Origin of the sequence: Streptomyces sp. NPDC014734 (assembly GCF_043083325.1) — a bacterium.
GTDB lineage: Bacteria > Actinomycetota > Actinomycetes > Streptomycetales > Streptomycetaceae > Streptomyces.
The window spans coordinates 75,286-91,716 of the sequence record NZ_JBIBYN010000003.1; the positions used below are offsets into that span (position 1 = coordinate 75,286).

General features: G+C 73.2%; 13 protein-coding genes. 6 read left to right on the forward strand and 7 right to left on the reverse strand.

The window, feature by feature from the left end; all coding sequences use genetic code 11:
* Positions 1-101 precede the first annotated feature (101 nt).
* Both ACF1CT_RS06870 and ACF1CT_RS06875 read right to left on the reverse strand, forming a co-directional pair.
* Positions 102-1,430, reverse strand: coding sequence for an extracellular solute-binding protein (locus ACF1CT_RS06870; protein WP_391782706.1), 1,329 nt, complete (start codon positions 1,428-1,430; stop codon positions 102-104).
* Between the two features lie 711 nt (positions 1,431-2,141).
* Positions 2,142-2,843, reverse strand: a complete 702-nt coding sequence (locus tag ACF1CT_RS06875) for a FadR/GntR family transcriptional regulator (RefSeq protein ID WP_391782707.1) — start codon at positions 2,841-2,843, stop codon at positions 2,142-2,144.
* A gap of 166 nt (positions 2,844-3,009) precedes the next feature.
* On the opposite strand from ACF1CT_RS06875, the gene leuA reads away from it, so the two are divergent.
* Positions 3,010-4,785 (forward strand): 2-isopropylmalate synthase, encoded by a 1,776-nt coding sequence (leuA, locus tag ACF1CT_RS06880; protein ID WP_391782708.1) that lies wholly within the window; start codon positions 3,010-3,012, stop codon positions 4,783-4,785.
* Positions 4,786-5,146: 361 nt separating this feature from the next.
* Here the strand turns inward: leuA and ACF1CT_RS06885 are convergent, their stop codons facing one another.
* Together ACF1CT_RS06885 and ACF1CT_RS06890 are read right to left on the reverse strand one after the other, a co-directional pair.
* Positions 5,147-6,073, reverse strand: a complete 927-nt coding sequence (locus ACF1CT_RS06885) for a spermidine synthase (RefSeq protein WP_391782709.1) — start codon at positions 6,071-6,073, stop codon at positions 5,147-5,149.
* A 107-nt stretch (positions 6,074-6,180) separates the two neighbouring features.
* A complete protein-coding gene (locus ACF1CT_RS06890; protein WP_391782710.1) occupies positions 6,181-6,630 on the reverse strand; it encodes a hypothetical protein in 450 nt (149 codons plus the stop codon).
* Between the two features lie 316 nt (positions 6,631-6,946).
* Here ACF1CT_RS06890 and ACF1CT_RS06895 point away from each other — a divergent pair, with 316 nt between their 5' ends.
* A complete protein-coding gene (locus ACF1CT_RS06895) occupies positions 6,947-8,302 on the forward strand; it encodes a tetratricopeptide repeat protein (RefSeq protein WP_391782711.1) in 1,356 nt (451 codons plus the stop codon).
* A gap of 192 nt (positions 8,303-8,494) precedes the next feature.
* Here the strand turns inward: ACF1CT_RS06895 and ACF1CT_RS06900 are convergent, their stop codons facing one another.
* Complete coding sequence (locus tag ACF1CT_RS06900) at positions 8,495-9,091, reverse strand: histidine phosphatase family protein (RefSeq protein ID WP_391782712.1); 597 nt, start codon at positions 9,089-9,091, stop codon at positions 8,495-8,497.
* 233 nt (positions 9,092-9,324) lie between these two features.
* Here ACF1CT_RS06900 and ACF1CT_RS06905 point away from each other — a divergent pair, with 233 nt between their 5' ends.
* The 4 genes from ACF1CT_RS06905 to ACF1CT_RS06920 are packed head-to-tail and all read left to right on the forward strand — an operon-like array spanning position 9,325 to position 14,450.
* On the forward strand, positions 9,325-10,314 hold the full coding sequence (locus ACF1CT_RS06905; RefSeq protein WP_391782713.1) for a phosphatase PAP2 family protein: 990 nt from the start codon (positions 9,325-9,327) through the stop codon (positions 10,312-10,314).
* Positions 10,202-11,515, forward strand: coding sequence for a hypothetical protein (locus ACF1CT_RS06910; protein WP_391782714.1), 1,314 nt, complete (start codon positions 10,202-10,204; stop codon positions 11,513-11,515). Before ACF1CT_RS06905 ends, ACF1CT_RS06910 begins: the two co-directional genes overlap by 113 nt.
* Positions 11,506-13,119 (forward strand): hypothetical protein, encoded by a 1,614-nt coding sequence (locus ACF1CT_RS06915; RefSeq protein ID WP_391782715.1) that lies wholly within the window; start codon positions 11,506-11,508, stop codon positions 13,117-13,119. The genes ACF1CT_RS06910 and ACF1CT_RS06915 overlap by 10 nt, the downstream gene beginning before the upstream one ends.
* Positions 13,116-14,450 (forward strand): AAA domain-containing protein, encoded by a 1,335-nt coding sequence (locus tag ACF1CT_RS06920; RefSeq protein ID WP_391782716.1) that lies wholly within the window; start codon positions 13,116-13,118, stop codon positions 14,448-14,450. The genes ACF1CT_RS06915 and ACF1CT_RS06920 overlap by 4 nt, the downstream gene beginning before the upstream one ends.
* A gap of 148 nt (positions 14,451-14,598) precedes the next feature.
* On the opposite strand, the gene ACF1CT_RS06925 is transcribed toward ACF1CT_RS06920, so the two are convergent.
* Together ACF1CT_RS06925 and ACF1CT_RS06930 are read right to left on the reverse strand one after the other, a co-directional pair.
* A complete protein-coding gene (locus ACF1CT_RS06925) occupies positions 14,599-15,621 on the reverse strand; it encodes a hypothetical protein (protein ID WP_391782717.1) in 1,023 nt (340 codons plus the stop codon).
* A 208-nt stretch (positions 15,622-15,829) separates the two neighbouring features.
* On the reverse strand, positions 15,830-16,192 hold the full coding sequence (locus tag ACF1CT_RS06930; RefSeq protein WP_391782718.1) for a hypothetical protein: 363 nt from the start codon (positions 16,190-16,192) through the stop codon (positions 15,830-15,832).
* Positions 16,193-16,431 lie beyond the last annotated feature (239 nt).

Below are 16,431 nucleotides of genomic sequence, written 5' to 3' on the forward strand. Positions count from 1 at the left end.
CCCCGGCGGGCCCCGGGTGGGGGGGCCCCCGGGCGGGCGGGGGGGGGGGGGGGGGGGGGGGGGGGGGGGGGGCGGGGGGGGCCCCCCCCCCCCGGCCGCGGTCAGCCGATCGCCTTGTCGATCGCGTCGGTGGCCGCCTTCCACGCCTTGTCGGGGCTGGTTCCGCGCTGTTCCATGTTGTTGATCTGGGTGGAGATGGTGTCCTTGATGACGCCGTCCTTCGGGCCGAGGATCGCCTCGGGGATCGAGTTGGCCTCGCCCGCGTAGATCTGGCCGATGGGCGCGTCGTTGAAGTAGGGGAGCTTGGCGTTCTTCACGTCCGGCAGTTCGTACGCGCCCTTGTTGGACGGGAAGACGCCGATCGCCTTGAAGACGGCGGCCTGTTGCTCGGGGGCGGTCAGCCACTTCACGAGCTTGGCCGCCTCCTCGACGTTCTTGCCCTTCTTGGGCACGGCGAGGAAGGAGCCGCCCCAGTTGGCGGCGGTCGCACCGGGCGCGGTGGTGATGTCCCACTTGCCCTTGTTGGCCTCGCCCGCGTTGGTCGAGATCTGACCGGCCATCCACGCGGGGCAGGCGACGGTCGCGATGGTGCCCTTGCGCAGCGCGGCGACCCACGGGTCGGTGAACTGGGCGAGACCCTGCGTCAGTTTCTTCGACGTGGCCTCGGTGGCCAGGGTCCAGCCCTGCTTGACGCTGGGGCTCTCCTTGTAGACCGGCTTGCCGCTCTCGTCGTAGTACTGCTTCGCGTTCGAGCTCACCACGGCGTTGAACATGGCGCTCGCGGAGTCCATGAAGAAGGTTCCCGCGGGGGCCTTCTTCTGGTACTCCTCCCCCAGTTTCAGATAGTCCTCCCAGCCGCCCGAGACGCGCTTGGCGATCTCCTGGCGGTCGGTCGGCAGTCCCGCCTTCCGGAGCAGGTCGGTGTTGTAGCAGAGGGACATCGGGCCGATGTCGGTGCCCGCGCCGATCACCGCGCCGTCGGGCGTGGTGGCCTGCTTGGCCTTCCAGGAGACCCATTCGGAGGCGTTGATCGTTTTGCCCAGGTCGGCGAAGGCGTCCGCCTTGGTGTCGACGATCTCCTTGATCCGGCCGACCTCGATGCCCTGGATGTCGGCGAGTCCGCTGCCCGAGTTCAACTGCTGGAGCAGCTTGGGGTAGTAGACCTTCTCGTCGGCGGTGACCTCCTCCTTGACCGTGATCTTCGGGTTCAGCTCGTGGTACTTCTCGAAGAGCCCGGCCTCCTTGTAGCCGTACTGCCCGAAGTCGGCGACGGTCAGCGTGACGTTTCCGTCCGCGTCGGGGCCCGTGCTGCCCGACGCGTCCGAGTCGCTGCTGCAGCCGGTCAGCAGCAGGGCGGAGGCCGTCAGGCCCGTGGTGGCCAGAACCGCGGCTCTGCGGCTCCGGCCTGCGACGGTGCGGGTGATGCGCATTCCACTACTCCTTGTTCCGGGTGGGGCGTTCCGGGGGGACCGACGTTCTGACTGCGCGGCGCGTGCCCGGTGGGTGCGGGTGCCGAGTGGTGCGGGGAGGACACGGGCAGTGCCCTTCGTGCGGGAGAGCCGCACGATGTGGGAGCGCTCCCATGCGTCGATGTCGGAAGGTTCCTGCCTCGGAGGGGCGGGTGTCAAGAGTTGAAGACGCTTCCGTTGCGGGAGCGTGTCCGGCAAGTCACAAGGCCGTGTCCCGCACGGGTCTTGCCAACGGCCGCACATATCTGCCGGGCCTGCGCGAGTTCACCCATACGTGCTGGTCAGAGGGCAGTTGGAAGCGAAGGGACACCTGAAGGCCGTCGTGGGAGGCGTCGCGCACCCCGCCCGTCGGCCGCTCCGGGGCCCCGTCCGCACGCCCCGGTTCACGCCGGAGAGGGCGCCGGAAGGTGAACGGGACGATGCACCGGGGCCCGCCCGGGAAGGCTCCGCGTTCTCCCTCCGAAACCGACGACCCGTCACGGGCCCACCGGCGCCCCTGTCCCTGCTCCCGCTCCCGCCCTCACCGCACCCGGCGACCCCGGCGACCCCGCCGAACCCGGCGCCTCAGCCCCCGCCGCACCCGTCACGCCCGTCACGCCCGTCACGCCCGTCACGCCCGTCACGCCCGGACCCGACCACCCCACCCCGGTACCCCCGGGGCACCGACGGCCACTACGCCGTCCGCAACCGCGCCAGTGTGGCCTCCAGTTCGGCCTGGGCGGCCCGCCCCGCGGACTCCGCGTCACCGGCCACCACCGCCCGCACCAGCGCGTCGTGCGTGGCGTCGCCGTGGTGCGGGTCGTCGCGGCGAAGGCCCAGCAGGCTCACCAGGTCGACCAGGCCCTGCCGCAGTGCGGGGGCGAACTCGCCGAACAGATCGGTGAGTACGGGGTTGTGGGCGGCGGCGACCACGGCCGCGTGCAGGGCGATGTCCGCGTCGACGAACTCGGTGTCTCCCCCGGCCCCCGCCGCCCGTCGCGCGGTGAGCGCCGCGTCGAGGGCGGTGAGGTCCTCGTCGGTGCGGCGGAGCGCGGCCAGCCGGGCGGCCTGGACCTCGATCAGCATCCGGACCTCGTAGACATCGGCGACCGAGGCGCGGCGCAGCCGGGTCGGCCAGTCCTCCGCGGCATGGTCGGCGATGACGAAGACGCCCGCGCCCTGACGGGACTGGAGCAGTCCGAGCGCGGCCAGGGCGCGGATCGCCTCGCGGACCGTGGAGCGGCCCACGCCGAGCGTGCGGGCGAGGGTGGTCTCGCCGGGGATCCGGGTACCGACCGGCCAGTTCCCCCCGGTGATCTGCTCGCGCAGATGGTGCGTTGCCTGTTCGACAAGGGGGCTGGGGCGGAGCGGACCGAGCGAGGACACCGAGTTCACCTGTCAGGTTGTCTGAGGACTTGCTTTCTGGCTACTGTACCGGGCATGACGCTCAGCGGTCTCCTCCTTCTCGGCTGCCGCGGCGGGGCCTGAAGCGACCGGCACCCCGCCGCGGGGTGCCGTGCTGTGCCGGTCGCATCCGGCGATGCGAGAAGAGACCGTCCTCATGTCCGACCGTGTGTCCCCGATGCACAGCTTCCCCACCGTCTGCACCCCGCGCGGCCCCGTCCCGGCCGACGCGCCCCACTGGAACCGGCAGCGCGCCAGTTCCATGCCCTCCCACCGCTACCGTTCGGCGTTCGACCGCGTCGAGGTCCCGCCGATCGCCCGCACCTGGCCCCAGGCCCGTATCGAGCAGGCCCCGCTCTGGGTCCCGGTGGACCTGCGGGACGGCAACCAGGCGCTGGCCGAGCCGATGGACACCCCGCGCAAACGCCGGATGTTCGATCTGCTCGTCGCCATGGGCTACAAGGAGATCGAGGTCGGCTATCCGTCCGCGAGCCGCACCGACTTCGACTTCGTCCGGCACCTTGTCGAAACCGACGCGGTACCGGACGACGTCACCCCAGTCGTCTTCACCCCGGCCAAACCCGACCTGATCGACCGGACCTTCGAGTCGGTCGAGGGACTGGACCGGGCGGTCGTCCACCTGTACACACCGACCGCGCCCGTCTGGCGCGACGTCGTACTCGGCCGTAGCCGCGCCGAGGTGCGCGCCCTGGTGACGGACGCGGCGACGCGGATGGAGCGGCTGGCGCGGGCCGCACCCGGGACGGACATCCGCTTCGAGTTCTCCCCCGAGGTCTTCGTCCTCACCGAACCGGACTTCATCCTGGAGCTGTGCAACGGTCTCACCGCGCTGTGGGACGCCTCCCCGGACCGGCCGGTCATCCACAACCTGCCCGCCACGGTGGAGATCGCGACGCCGAACGTGTACGCGGACCAGATCGAGTACATGCACCGCCATCTGGACCGGCGGGACGCGGTGATCCTCTCCGTCCACCCGCACAACGACCGCGGCACCGGCACCGCGTGCGCCGAACTCGCCGTGCTGGCGGGTGCGCAGCGCGTCGAGGGCTGCCTGTTCGGCAACGGGGAACGGACCGGCAACGTCGACCTGGTCAATCTGGCCCTCAACCTGCACGCCCAGGGGGTGGATCCGATGATCGACTTCTCCGACATCGACGAGATCCGGCGCACCGTGGAGCACTGCAACCGGCTGCCGGTGCCGCCCCGGCACCCGTACGTCGGCGAGCTCGTCCACACCGCGTTCTCCGGCACCCATCAGGACGCCATCAGCAAGGGCTTCGCCCACCGGGCGAGCAGCGGGGACGAGCGGTGGGCGGTGCCGTACCTGCCGATCGACCCGGCGGACCTGGGGCGTTCGTACGAGGCGGTCATCCGGGTCAACAGCCAGTCCGGGAAGGGCGGCATCGCCCATCTGCTGCGCGCCAACCACGGGGTGGACCTGCCGGCCCGGATGCGCGCCGACTTCTCCCGCACGGTGCAGGCGGCGACCGACGACAGCGGCCTGGAGGCAACGCCCGAGGACCTGTGGGAGCTGTTCGGGGCGACGTACCTGGTTCCGGGGCGGGACGGGCACGTGGCCCTGACGTCCTGGTCCACGGACCGGAACCCGGCGGATGAGCACCGGTTCGTGTGCACGCTGCGGGTGGGAGACCGGGAGGCCGACTACGAGGGCACCGGCAACGGCCCGGTCTCGGCGTTCACGCACGCCCTGGCGGCGGCCGGGATCGAGGTGGACGTCCTCGACTTCACCGAGCACGCGACGGCCCCGGGGCAGGGGAGCCCGGCGATGGCGTACGCGGAGTGCCGGGTGGGGTCCGGCGGGGAGCCGTACTGGGGTGCGGGCCAGGACACGTCCGTCCTCACCGCGTCGATCCTGGCGGTGCTGTCGGCGGTGAACCGGGCCGCGGGATAGTCCTGCGACCGGAAGGGATTCACCGGCTCGCGACGGCCGGCACGCCCCTTCCGGTCACGGCACCCGGCGGTTCGCCGCTCGGCCTGCGGCCGTCCGGCCCGGTCGCCCGCACCCCGGCGGCCGGGCCGCGGCTCACGTGAACCGGGCCCCGCCCCTCGGGCACCGACCGGACGCCGGGGCCGCACGTGACCGGTCCCAGAACCCGTCGGGCGGCCTCCGACCGGGCGGCCACGTCCTGGCACGCGCGCTTCCGGCGTTGCCGACCTGACCGGGCGGCTCCGCCACCGGGCCACTCCGGCACCCTGGAATCGCGCGCACCACGCCCCGCCCGTTCTCCGGTCGAAGGCCACCCGACAGGCTCTCAGCCGAACGCCGAGGGCGGCGGCGCCGGGGACGGGCGGGCATCGGCGTCGTGCACCGCCGCCGCCCCGCCGGTGAAGTCGGCGAGCGCCCGCCCGTGCTCGACGCGTCCGGGGTGCGGGTCGGTCGCCACCCGGCGGGTCAGCTCCGCGATCCGCGGCGGGAGGTCCGAGGCCAGCAGCACGGCGTTGCCGAAGCGACGACCGCGCCACACGGCGGGATCGGCGGTGAGCGCCAGTTCGGGGAAGACCGCGGCCGCGGTGGCGACCTGGCCGCGCAGATGGGCCAGCGGCGGCCCGTCCGCGAGGTTGGCCACGTAACTCCCGCCGGGCCCGAGGACCCGGCGCACCTCGGCGAGGAACTCCACGCTGGTGAGGTGCGCGGGGGTGCGGGCCCCGCCGAAGACGTCGGCGATGACCAGGTCCGCCCAGCCGTCCTGCACCTTCGCCAGTCCGGCGCGGGCGTCGGTGGACCGGACCCGGATCCTGGCCTGCGGGTCCAGCGGCAGTTCCCGGCGGACCAGCTGGACGAGCGCGGCGTCCAGCTCGACGATCTGCTGGGTGGAACGCGGCCGGGTCGCGGCGATGTAGCGGGCGAGGGTGAACGCGCCACCGCCCAGATGCACGACACGCAACGGCTGCCCGGCCGGGGCGGCGAGGTCCGCGATGTGGCCGATCCTGCGCTGATACGCGAAGGACAGGTATGTGGGGTCGTCGAGGTCCACGTGGGACTGCGGGGCTCCGTCGATCGTCAGCGTCCGGGCGCGCGGGCGCTCCCGGTCGGGCACCAACTCGGCGAGACCGCCGTCCACCCGCTCGGCGACCGGCTCCGCCCCGCGCCCGCGGCCGGTGCCGGCTTTGCCGGCGGACTTGCGGCCGGATCGCTTGGGGGCGGCCGCGCCCTCGTTCGACGCTCCTCGACGTGCCACTGCCGCTCGTGCCCGCTCACCGCTCATCGTTCCGGGCCGGTGCGCGACCGGCCGCGCCGGAGAGTCCGGCCACCGGTCCCATTATGGGCACGGGTGCGGAGCGTCGGTCAGCGGCAGTTGTCGGCCGCCTCGATCAGCCGGGCCGCCTGGTCGAGGGCGGCCCGCAGCGCGGCCGGGTCGGTGACCGGGGCGTCGTCCCCGGGCGGCAGGAGCCAGCCGCTGCCGGTGACCGGCGGCTCGGCGGGGATGCGCAGCCCGCGGCCGTCGGTCCGCGTACAGGCGCTGCCCGGGACGTCCCACGCCTCGGCGGTGCCCGGCGGCACCAGGAAGCCGAGGGTGTCGCAGGCGCCGTCGTGCAGAACCGGGCCCACGGCCTCCTGGTCCGCGCCGCGGCGCAGGATGTCCACGGCCTCCAGTCCCTGGCGGGCCGGGACGGTCACCAGATCGCAGGGTTCGGCGCCGTGCCGCCCCGTGGCCGCGGCGGGCGCCGGGGCACCCGACGCGGCCGGGGTCGTCGCAGTCGTCCGCGAGCCGGTCTCCGTGCCGAGATGCAACAAGGGACCTCTCCTCTCATCGCCGGGCGGAGCCTGATTACGTCTTCCGCATGGACCAACGCTCCGACCGCGTCAAGGGCTACGGTGCCACGCCGCCGCAATGGGTGGCAGTTCATGGCAGATCGCGGTCGATACACCCTTTTTGTTCATAAACGCTGCGTATGCGTCCGATCGCAGCAGGTACGTTCTTGCTCCGCCGGGACACCGGAGGGCCGGGGTACCGGAGACGGAAACCCCGGAGTCGGGGTTCCCGCCGGGGGTTCCCGCCGTCCGGATCCCGGCCGCAGGAACCCCGGCCGCGTAAGAGAGGTCCTGGTCCATGGTGTCGACAGGGGCGGTTCCCAACCCCGCCTTCCGGCGGCTGCGCGGACAGCGTTCCGCCGGGGAGTTCGCCGCCGCGATCCGCAGGTCCGCCCGTGAGATCGGCGAGCGGGTCGCCTGCGACGCCCGGTACATCGGACGCGTGGAGTCCGGCGAGATCCGCTGCCCCAACTACGCGTACGAGCGGGTCTTCCTGCACATGTTCCCCGGAATGTCCCTGGCGGACCTGGGCTTCTCACCGCGCGAGACGGTACGCGGCAGGGGCACCCGGGCCACCGCCGGGGCACCATCACCCCCTGTGCTCCACAGCGACACCGACGAGGAGAGCGACGTGCTGCGTCGCGTATTCATGACGAGCGGCACCACCGCGCTGGCGGTCGTGCCCCTGCGCCCCGGCGGCGGGTCCGCCGCCGCGGACACCGTGTCCGACCCGCACCGGGTCGGCGAGGCCGAGGTGAGCGCCGTCGAGAAGGCGGTCCGCCGGATCCGGCTGCTCGACGACCGGCACGGCGGCGACGGCCTGTACCGGGGGGCGTCCCGGCCCCTGCGGGCGGCGTACGCGCTGCTCGACTCCGGGACCGCCGCCAAACGGTCCACGGCCGACCGGCTGCACGCCGGGGCGGGCGAACTCGCCATCTCGGTGGGCTGGCTGGCCCACGACTCGGGGCGGTTCGAGGACGCCCGCTCGCACTACGCGGAGGCGCTCGCCACCGCCCGGCTGGCGGGCGATCCCGCGCTGGAGGCGCACGCCTTCTGCAATACGTCGTTCCTGGCGAGGGACACCGGCCGGCCCCGCGAGTCGGTGCGCGCCGCCGAGGCCGGGCAGCGGGCGGCGAGGCCGCTGGGCTCGTCGCGGCTGCTGGCGCTGCTCGCCCTGCGCGAGGCGGGCGGGCGGGCCGGGCTCGGGGACCGGTCCGGCTGCGAACGGGCGATCGGCCGGGCCCGTACCGCGTTCGGGCGCGGCCCGTGCGACGCCGACCCCGAGTGGATGACCTTCTTCCAGGAGGCGGAGCTGGAGATGCTGGAGGCGCAGTGCTGGTCCGCGCTGGGCGACTGGTCGCGGGCGGCCCGCCACGCCGACCGGGCGATCCGGCTCCAGGACCCCCACTTCACCCGGAACCTGGCCCTGTACCGGACCGAACTGACCTGGGACCTCGCCCGGGCGGGCCGGGCCGCGGAGGCCGCGACGGCGGGCCACCGGGTGCTGGACCTGCTGGACCGCGTCCGGTCCTCCCGCATCCGGGCGATGCTGACCGGCGCGACACAGGCGCTGGCGCCGTGCCGGGACGCGGCGGGGGTACGGGAGTACCTGGAGCGGTACGCGGCGGTGTCGGGGGCGGAGGTGAGCGCGTAGACGTCCGGCGGGCGCGCAGACGTCTCCGGCGGGCGTGCCGGGAGGATGCCGGCGGGCGACGCGGACCGCGCTCCCGCCGGGTCGGCCACCGCTCCGGCCACCGCTCCGGCCACCGCTCCGGCCGCGGCGAGCACCCGTCCGGGAGCACCGTTCCCCCGTCCCCGTCCCCGGGCGCGAACCCGCCGCGGGCTCCTACCGCTCCAGGTGCCCCGTGTCGTTCCAGCGTTCCATCGCGGGCGCCCCGTACGCCCATCCCAGCACCGACAGGGACGTCGGGTCGAGCCGGATGCGGGCAGCGAACGACACGTCCTCGCCCAGCCACCGCGCCCCCAGCGCCCGCAGGATGTGGCCGTGGGCGAAGACCAGCACGTCGCGGTCGGCCGAGCGGGCCCAGTCGACGATCAGGTCGGCGCGTGCGGACAGCTCGGCGAGGGTCTCCCCGTCGGGCACCCCGTCGCGCCAGATGAACCAGTCGGGGCGGATCGCCTTGATCTGGGCCGGGGTCATCCCCTCGTACGCCCCGTAGTCCCACTCCAGAAGCGCGTCCCAGGGCGTGGCCCGGTCCGCGAAGCCCGCGATGTCGCAGGTCTCCCGGGCCCGCGACAGCGGACTTGTGCGGACTTCGAGGCCCGGCAGACCGGCCCACGGCCCACTGTGCAGCCGCTCGCCGAGCAGCTTCGCGCCCGCCCGGCCGGTGTCGAGCAGCGGGATGTCCGTCCTGCCGGTGTGGTTGCCCCTGACCGACCATTCCGTCTGGCCGTGCCGGGCGAGCAGGATACGCGGTGCCATGACGGCTCTCCCTGAACTGAGATACGGGACCGGAGGTCGGGACAACACGGACCGTCCGGTTTTCCCATCATCGCGCACGCCCGCGCGAGGCAACCTCCGGGGCGGAACGGGCGTCCCCCTTTCCGTACCCGCGCGGGGCCGGACCGGCCCCCCGGGGGGAGTCGCGGACGAGCCGCGCCGTACGGTTGAACGCCCGCCGTCGGTCGCATGAAAACATGATGGAGAGCAACCGGATGCAGTCTGCCAGCACCGCACCCGTGCCGCGCCCGCGGCCCCGTTGGTGGACCGAACTGCCGCTGCTGGCGCTGGTGTACGCGGCCTACTCGGCGGGACGGCTGGTGGCGCGGGGCGATGTGTCCACGGCCGTCGACCACGGCCTGGCCATCCTGCGTCTGGAGAAGACGCTCCACATCAACGCCGAGCACCCGCTGAACCGGCTGTTCACCGCGCACCCCGTCATCGGCATACCCTCCGACTTCGCGTACGCGTCACTGCACTACCTGGTCACCCCGGTCGTCCTGGTCTGGCTGTTCCGCCGTCGTGAGGCGGTGTACCGCAGGGCCCGCACCTGGCTGATGACCTCGACCATGCTCGGTCTGATCGGCTTCACGCTGATGCCGACCTGCCCGCCCCGGCTGCTGCACGCCAGTCATGGCTTCGTCGACACGATGGCGCAGTACAGCTCGTACGGGTGGTGGGGCGCCGAGGCCAGTGCCCCGCGCGGAATGGGCGGCATGACGAACCAGTACGCGGCGATGCCCAGCCTGCACGTGGGGTGGGCGCTGTGGTGCGGAATCCTGCTGTGGCGTCACGCCCGGCACCCGCTGGTGCGGGCCGCCGCCGTGGCGTACCCCCTGCTCACCACGTTCATCGTGATGGGTACCGCCAACCACTACCTGCTCGACGCGGTGGCGGGCGCCGCCGTGATGGGTGTCGGGGCCCTGCTGGCCACCCCGGTGATGCGCCTCGCGGACCGGGTCGGGGCCCGGCTCGCCGCCCGCTTCCCGCGGCTCGCCCCGGCCTCGGGGTCCTCGATTGTCAGTACCGGGTGCGAGACTTCGGCGGGTGAGCGAATCCCTGGCCAGCGGACCACCTCCGCAGACTCCACCCATGCCGCGAACGCGGACGGACCGGACGGACCGGCCCGTCGCGTACCCCGGGTCGTCGAAGCCGCCGCACGAGCGGGCGCGGCCGGGGACGACACTCCGGCAACGGCTGGCTGAGCTGCGCGGCCCGGACGTCGGCCCGCGCCCGCTGGACGCCCGTGCGCTGGCCGCCCTCGCCGCCAACCCCGGCTGCCGTCGCCGTGCCCTGCTGGACGGCGCCGGGGTGGACAAGGCCGCGCTGGCCGCGGCGCTCGGTTCACCGGCCCCCTTCGGCCAGTCGCAGTTCGCTCTTGTCCGGGGCAACTCCTTCGAGGCCAAGGTCAAGGCCGACGGCGGTACGGAGCTGATGCGGCTGCTGCACGAGCACCTCGGCGGCCCGGCGCCCGACGGGGTGCTGGTGCCCGACCTGACCGCGGCCGGGCCCGAGGGCCGCGCGGCACGCACGGCCCTGGCGCTGCGGGAGGCGACCGGGTCGGGCGGCTGGGCCTTGCTGGACCACCCGATGCTGTCCCTGGAGGTGGCGGGTTCCCCGGTCCACCTGGAACCGGACGCGGTGGCGGTGCACCCCGACGGCACCTGGACGGTCGTCGAGATCAAGTCCTTCCCCATGGTCGACGGCTCCGCCGACGCGGCGAAGGTCGGTGCGGCGGCCCGGCAGTCCGCCGTCTACGTCCTGGCACTGGAGCGGATCGCGGCACTCACCGAGGGCGCGGAGGTCGGGCACCGGGTTCTGCTGGTCTGCCCGAAGGACTTCTCCAACCTGCCCACCGCGTCCGTCGTCGACGTCCGCAAGCAGCGTGCGGTGACACGGCGGCAGCTGACCAGGCTGGCCCGGATCGAGGACATCGCCGCCGCTCTGCCCGAGGGCGCCACCTTCGATCCGTCGTGTCCGGCACCGGAGCTGGACGCGGCGGTCGAGTCGGTCGGCGCGGCGTACGCGCCGGAGTGCCTGTCCGCGTGCGAGCTCGCCTTCCACTGCCGGACGAAGGCCCGTGCGGCGGGGGCGGTGGAGGCGCTGGGGCGGAGCGTGCGAGGCGAGCTCGGCGGGCTGACCACGGTGGGCGCGGTGCTGGCCGCCGCCGCGGGCGAGGCGGGTGATCCGGCCGATCCGACGGTCGCGGCCCTGCGTCGGGCGGCGGCCCTGCGTGCCGAGGCGCTGGGCCGTGCCGAGGCGGTGCCGAGGGGCGGCGCGGCAGCGCCGCCCGGCGCTCCGGGTGTTCCCGGCGTTCCGGAGCATGGCACGGCGGCGCCGGACGACGGCCCGGACGTACCCGGGCACACCGCGACTTCCCGGGACGGCGGTCCGGCATGTCGCTGATCAGCACTCTGGCCCGGCTGGAGGCCGTGGAGAGCGGCCGGGCGCAGCCGATGACGACGGTCCTGCACCGTCGTCTCACCGACCGGCCGCTCGTCCTGGTGCCGCTGACCACCGCCGGTGAGGCGGGCGCGCCGCTGGGCGCGCTCGTCGGCACCGACCGGGACGCGCCCCGGCTGCTGACGGTCCCGCAGCCGCGCGACCGGGACCTGCGGTTCTCGTTCCTCGCCGATCTGGCCGAGGCGGTGCTGCCGCACATCGAGTCGTTCGAGGACGTCGTCGAGCCCGCCGAGCGCAACGAGACCGATCCGGCGACCGGGAAGCGGACCAAGGTCGAGGTCGAACTCTGCTTGGACGCACCCCAGTTGATCGTGCCGAGCCGGGCAGGCATCGAATTCGTCCGGCTGCTCGGCCGCTCCATGCGGTTCCGGCGCACGGCGGAGGACGATCCCGACGCCCCGTACCCCGCCCCGACCCGGGTCCCGCTGCTGGGCCGCTGGCTGACGCATTACGGCGAGCGGGCCAGAGTGCCGGGCTCCTCGCTGCTGCTCGCCGTCACCGATCTTCTGAACCGGCACTGGGCGACCGGGCAGAGCAGCCTGGAGGACCAGCATCTGGGCGCGCTGCTGGCATGGATCGACGCGCCGGCGGACGAGTCCGGTGCGCGGGCGGCGCTGCGGGCCGAGTCGGCGCGCGACGGCGAGGGGCAGTTGCTCTGCCCGCCGGCCGGTCCGGCCACCGATCCGGCGTTCGACAACCGGCTGCTGGCGCCCGCCATCGAGCGGTACGACCGGGCGCGCACCGCGCTCTCGGCGGCCGAGGACGGTCTCGCGGCCGACGACCGGCTCGCCGGGCTCACCGCCGCCGAGCGGGAGATCAGGGCGCTGCTGGCCGGGGTGACGCGGCCGACCTGGGACGCGGTGTGGCGGGGACTGGACCTGCTGCGGGAGCTTCCGGAGGCGCCCCGGGCCGAGGACCGCTGGACCAGGGATCGCTGGTCGTTCACCGGCCACCGGGACCGGGTGCGGTCCGGTGAGCCGCCACAGCCGCGCCGGGACGACGCGGTGACGGCGGCGCAGAAGCTCGCCTCGCGCGAGACGGCGCAGGCGCAGCTCGACGCGCAGGAGGCGTTGGACGATCCGTTGGTCCTGGCCGGACGGCGGCTGGCCGGCGAGGCGTTCGTCGGCGAGGTGACGGAGGTGGTGATGGCGTACAGCGAGTCGAAGCGGCCCGTCCCCCGCCCGCTGATCACGGTCCGCACCGCCGAGCGTCCGTATCTCGGGGAGCGCACCAAGGTGTACCGCTCGCTGGACGGCAGACCGCAGACCGCCGAGTTCGTGACGTACACGCGGGAGCCGGAGGCCGACGGCGCGCCCGCGCTGGTCCTGCGCGTCACCGACCGGATGGGCCGTGGCAGGGAACCGGCGCCGGGTTCGGTGCCGGAGCCGGGCGACCGGATCGCCTGGACGCTCTTCGAGCACGACCAGCGCGGCGGTCCGAAGCTGCCGGACCCGGCGGAGACGCCCTGGACGCACGGCGGTCCGCCGGGCGCCGCGGCCGGGCATGCCGAGCATCCCGACCCCGTGACCACGGAGGATCTGTTGTGACGACCGTATTCGACGCGGGCGCCCGGGCCGCGCGGGCGACCGACGCGATCCTCGCCGACACGCTGGGCGGTTCGTCGCGCGGCATCGTGGTGGATTCCCCGCCGGGCGCGGGCAAGTCGACGCTCGTGGTGCGCGCGGCGCTCGAACTCGCGGCGGCCGGACACCCGTTGATGGTGGTGGCGCAGACCAACGCCCAGGTCGACGACCTGGTGCTGCGGCTTGCCGAGAAGAACCCGGACCTGCCGGTGGGCCGCCTGCACAGCAGCGACTCCGACCCGTACGACCGGGTGCTGGACGGCCTGGCCAACGTGCGGAAGTCCGCCAGGGCCGCGGATCTCGCCGGGCTCGACGTCGTCATCTCGACGGCCGCCAAGTGGGCGCACGTCAAGAACGTCGAGCCGTGGGGGCACGCGATCGTCGACGAGGCGTACCAGATGCGTTCGGACGCGTTGCTGGCGGTGGCGGGGCTCTTCGAACGGGCGCTGTTCGTCGGCGATCCGGGGCAGTTGGACCCGTTCTCGATCGTGGGCGCGGACCAGTGGGCGGGGCTGTCCTACGACCCGTCGGCGAGCGCGGTCTCCACACTCCTCGCGCACAACCCCGGGTTGCCGCAGCACCGGCTGCCGGTGTCGTGGCGGCTGCCGGCCTCGGCGTCGCAACTGGTCTCGGACGCGTTCTACCCGTACACCCCGTTCCGCAGTGGCACGGACCACGGGGACCGGCGGCTGTCGTTCGGTGTCGTGTCCGACGGCTCGGCCCCGGACCGGGTGCTGGACGAGGCCGCCGAGTCCGGGTGGGGCCTGCTCGAACTCCCGGCCCGGCACACCCCGCGCACCGACCCGGAGGCGGTGCGCGCGGTGGCCCTGGTCGTCCGCCGTCTCCTGGACCGGGGCGCCGCGGCGACGAGCGAGCGCTCCCCCGACCCGGCCCCGGTGACCGCCGACCGGGTGGCCGTCGGCACCGCCCACCGCGACCAGGCCGCGGCGGTGCGGGCGGCGCTCGCGGAGCTGGGCGTGACGGGCGTCGCGGTCGACACGGCGAACCGGTTGCAGGGCCGCGAGTTCGACGTGACGGTGGTACTGCACCCGCTCTCCGGCCGCCCGGACGCCACCGCGTTCCACCTGGAGACGGGCAGGCTGTGCGTCCTGGCCTCGCGCCACCGGCACGCCTGTGTCGTGGTGTGCCGGGCGGGCGTCACGGAGCTGCTGGACGAACACCCGTCGACGGAGCCGGTTCAGCTGGGGGTCACGGTGAAGTTCCCGGACGGCTGGGAGGCCAACCACGCGGTGCTGGCTCATCTGGCGGAGCACCGGGTGGTCTGGCGGCCGTGACCCGTACGGTCCCGGGTCCCTGACCGGCGGGGGAAGCGTCGGTCGGTTCAGTGGGTTCGGTTTCTTCACACGGGGTGCCGGACGGCCTCAGCGGCTCCGGACGTCCCGCTCGGCGGAGGCGGCGGGGCCGTGGTCGGCGGCACTTCGCTCAGTAGGTGAAGGCCAGGCCGTGCGTGCGGGCGAGGGGGCCGGGGACGTGGCCCGCGTGGATCAGTACCGGGTTGCCCCAGGTGTGCTTGACCTTGAGGGACACCCGGAGCTGGGAACAGCCGCCCAGGTCGGTGGTGGTGAGGTTGAGCGTGTTGACCGCCGCCTGGTGGTTCTTGGTGTTCGAGATGCGCCAGGTCGTGGCCGCGCTCGCTTTCGCAGCGCCGCACCGGGTACCGTCCGGGTTCTGCGGCTGGGCCTCGATCCAGGTCTGGACGTGGGTGCCGTCGTATGCGCTCGTGCCGCCCTTGCAGGTCTCGTACGGCGAGTTGGCCTTGCACGTTGTCAGGTTGGCATCCTGCACGACGGCAATCCGGTCGGCGCCGGTCGGCGTGACCGTGGACCCGAGGGTTGTGACGGTGCTGCCGGACCCCACCACCCGCTCGTTCTCCTGCAGGAGCGTCCAGCGCGCCGCGTACGGATACGTGGCCCGGGCGAGTTCCGCGCCGGCACCGACCCGCATGGTCACCTGGCGGCCGGACGCGACGATGCTGGAGTAACTGGTCACCGACAGGCGGCAGGTGTACGTGCCCTGCTCGGGCGCGATGAACACCCACCGCACGACGGGCGACTGCGAAGTCTCGCCCGGCAGGAAGTTGGCCGCCCAGTACGCGCCGGCCTCCACACCGGCGGGCAGCGGTGCGGTCTCCGGGGTACCACCGGCGTACGCGCAGCGGATGGAGAAGGTGGTGCCGAGCCAGTCTCCTGCCGTCAGCGGCGTGACGTTCGACAGGACGACCTTGCGCGACCACAGGTACGACCGCTCCCCGGCCGCCGCCGTGAACGTCACCTCCGTACCCGGGATGTCCCGGTAGGGGCCCGCCGTGGAGGTCACCTGGTAGTCGAACGGCTCCGCCGACACCGCCTGGGCAGGCGCGGCTGTGCCCACCAGGCCGACGAGAGCGAGAACGGACGCGGCGACCGTGCCGCCGAGGCGGGCGGCGAGCCGGCTTCTGAGACGCATGCGGGACACACTCCTGTGGTGATCGTTGATCCCGGCGCCGAAGAACCGGGGAAGGCGTCACATGGCCGAACCCGATGTTCCAGGCATGCTCTGACCCCTGATCGCAATACTCTCCGAGCGCACGGCCGAGCAGCGACAGGCCGCCCCTCCGCATCGCCCGGGCTGTCCGCTTGGCGTGCGGCACCCCGGTTCTGCGGCGGGCATCGGGCTACAGCCCCCAGATACAGAATCCGTATACGGCGCTGGGGGTGTACTTGATGGTTTCGCCCGGGTCGAGCCTGCTCAAGGTTGCTCCGTTTTCGGCATATACGCTGAGGGCTCGATTTGATCGGTTGTAAGCTTTGTCGATCCCGCTCCCATATTGAACGGCGCCTGTGCTGCATTTGGGGAAGAAGGCATCGGGATCAATATTTTTGATCGTGCCGTCCCTTTGGTAGAAGCACACTCGGGTGCTGTTGCAGGAATCTGCGGCCTGAGCCGGTGCAGCGGCGACGGTGCCGGTCATCGCGCCGACCGCAGCAGCAACCAGAAGAGCTCGCAGGCCTGTACGGCCTTTGGGCATGTTCACCATTCCCCCCAAGAGACAAATCCGTGACCGTATTTCAACGGTCGTTTTTCGGCCCAACGAAATCCTCGCCGAAGAAGCGAAGAGGATTCGATGCCGGCGATCGTAGTGGCCTATCCCGTGGTTGACCAGTAGGCAGGCAGCCATGCGCCACACGGCCGAAATTGATATCAACTCCAGCTACGTCAGCCCGCACCGGGCTAAAAGTCCGACGCCCATCCGCGCCGGTTCGCAAGCGTCTATGC

Coding starts and splice junctions, on each gene's coding strand:
- ACF1CT_RS06915 (WP_391782715.1), top strand. CDS start 11,506: ATGTCGCTGATCAGCACTCTGGCCCGGCTGGAGGCCGTGGAGAGCGGC.
- leuA (WP_391782708.1), top strand. CDS start 3,010: ATGTCCGACCGTGTGTCCCCGATGCACAGCTTCCCCACCGTCTGCACC.
- ACF1CT_RS06905 (WP_391782713.1), top strand. CDS start 9,325: ATGCAGTCTGCCAGCACCGCACCCGTGCCGCGCCCGCGGCCCCGTTGG.
- ACF1CT_RS06930 (WP_391782718.1), bottom strand. CDS start 16,192: ATGGTGAACATGCCCAAAGGCCGTACAGGCCTGCGAGCTCTTCTGGTT.
- ACF1CT_RS06900 (WP_391782712.1), bottom strand. CDS start 9,091: ATGGCACCGCGTATCCTGCTCGCCCGGCACGGCCAGACGGAATGGTCG.
- ACF1CT_RS06895 (WP_391782711.1), top strand. CDS start 6,947: ATGGTGTCGACAGGGGCGGTTCCCAACCCCGCCTTCCGGCGGCTGCGC.
- ACF1CT_RS06870 (WP_391782706.1), bottom strand. CDS start 1,430: ATGCGCATCACCCGCACCGTCGCAGGCCGGAGCCGCAGAGCCGCGGTT.
- ACF1CT_RS06925 (WP_391782717.1), bottom strand. CDS start 15,621: ATGCGTCTCAGAAGCCGGCTCGCCGCCCGCCTCGGCGGCACGGTCGCC.
- ACF1CT_RS06910 (WP_391782714.1), top strand. CDS start 10,202: ATGCCGCGAACGCGGACGGACCGGACGGACCGGCCCGTCGCGTACCCC.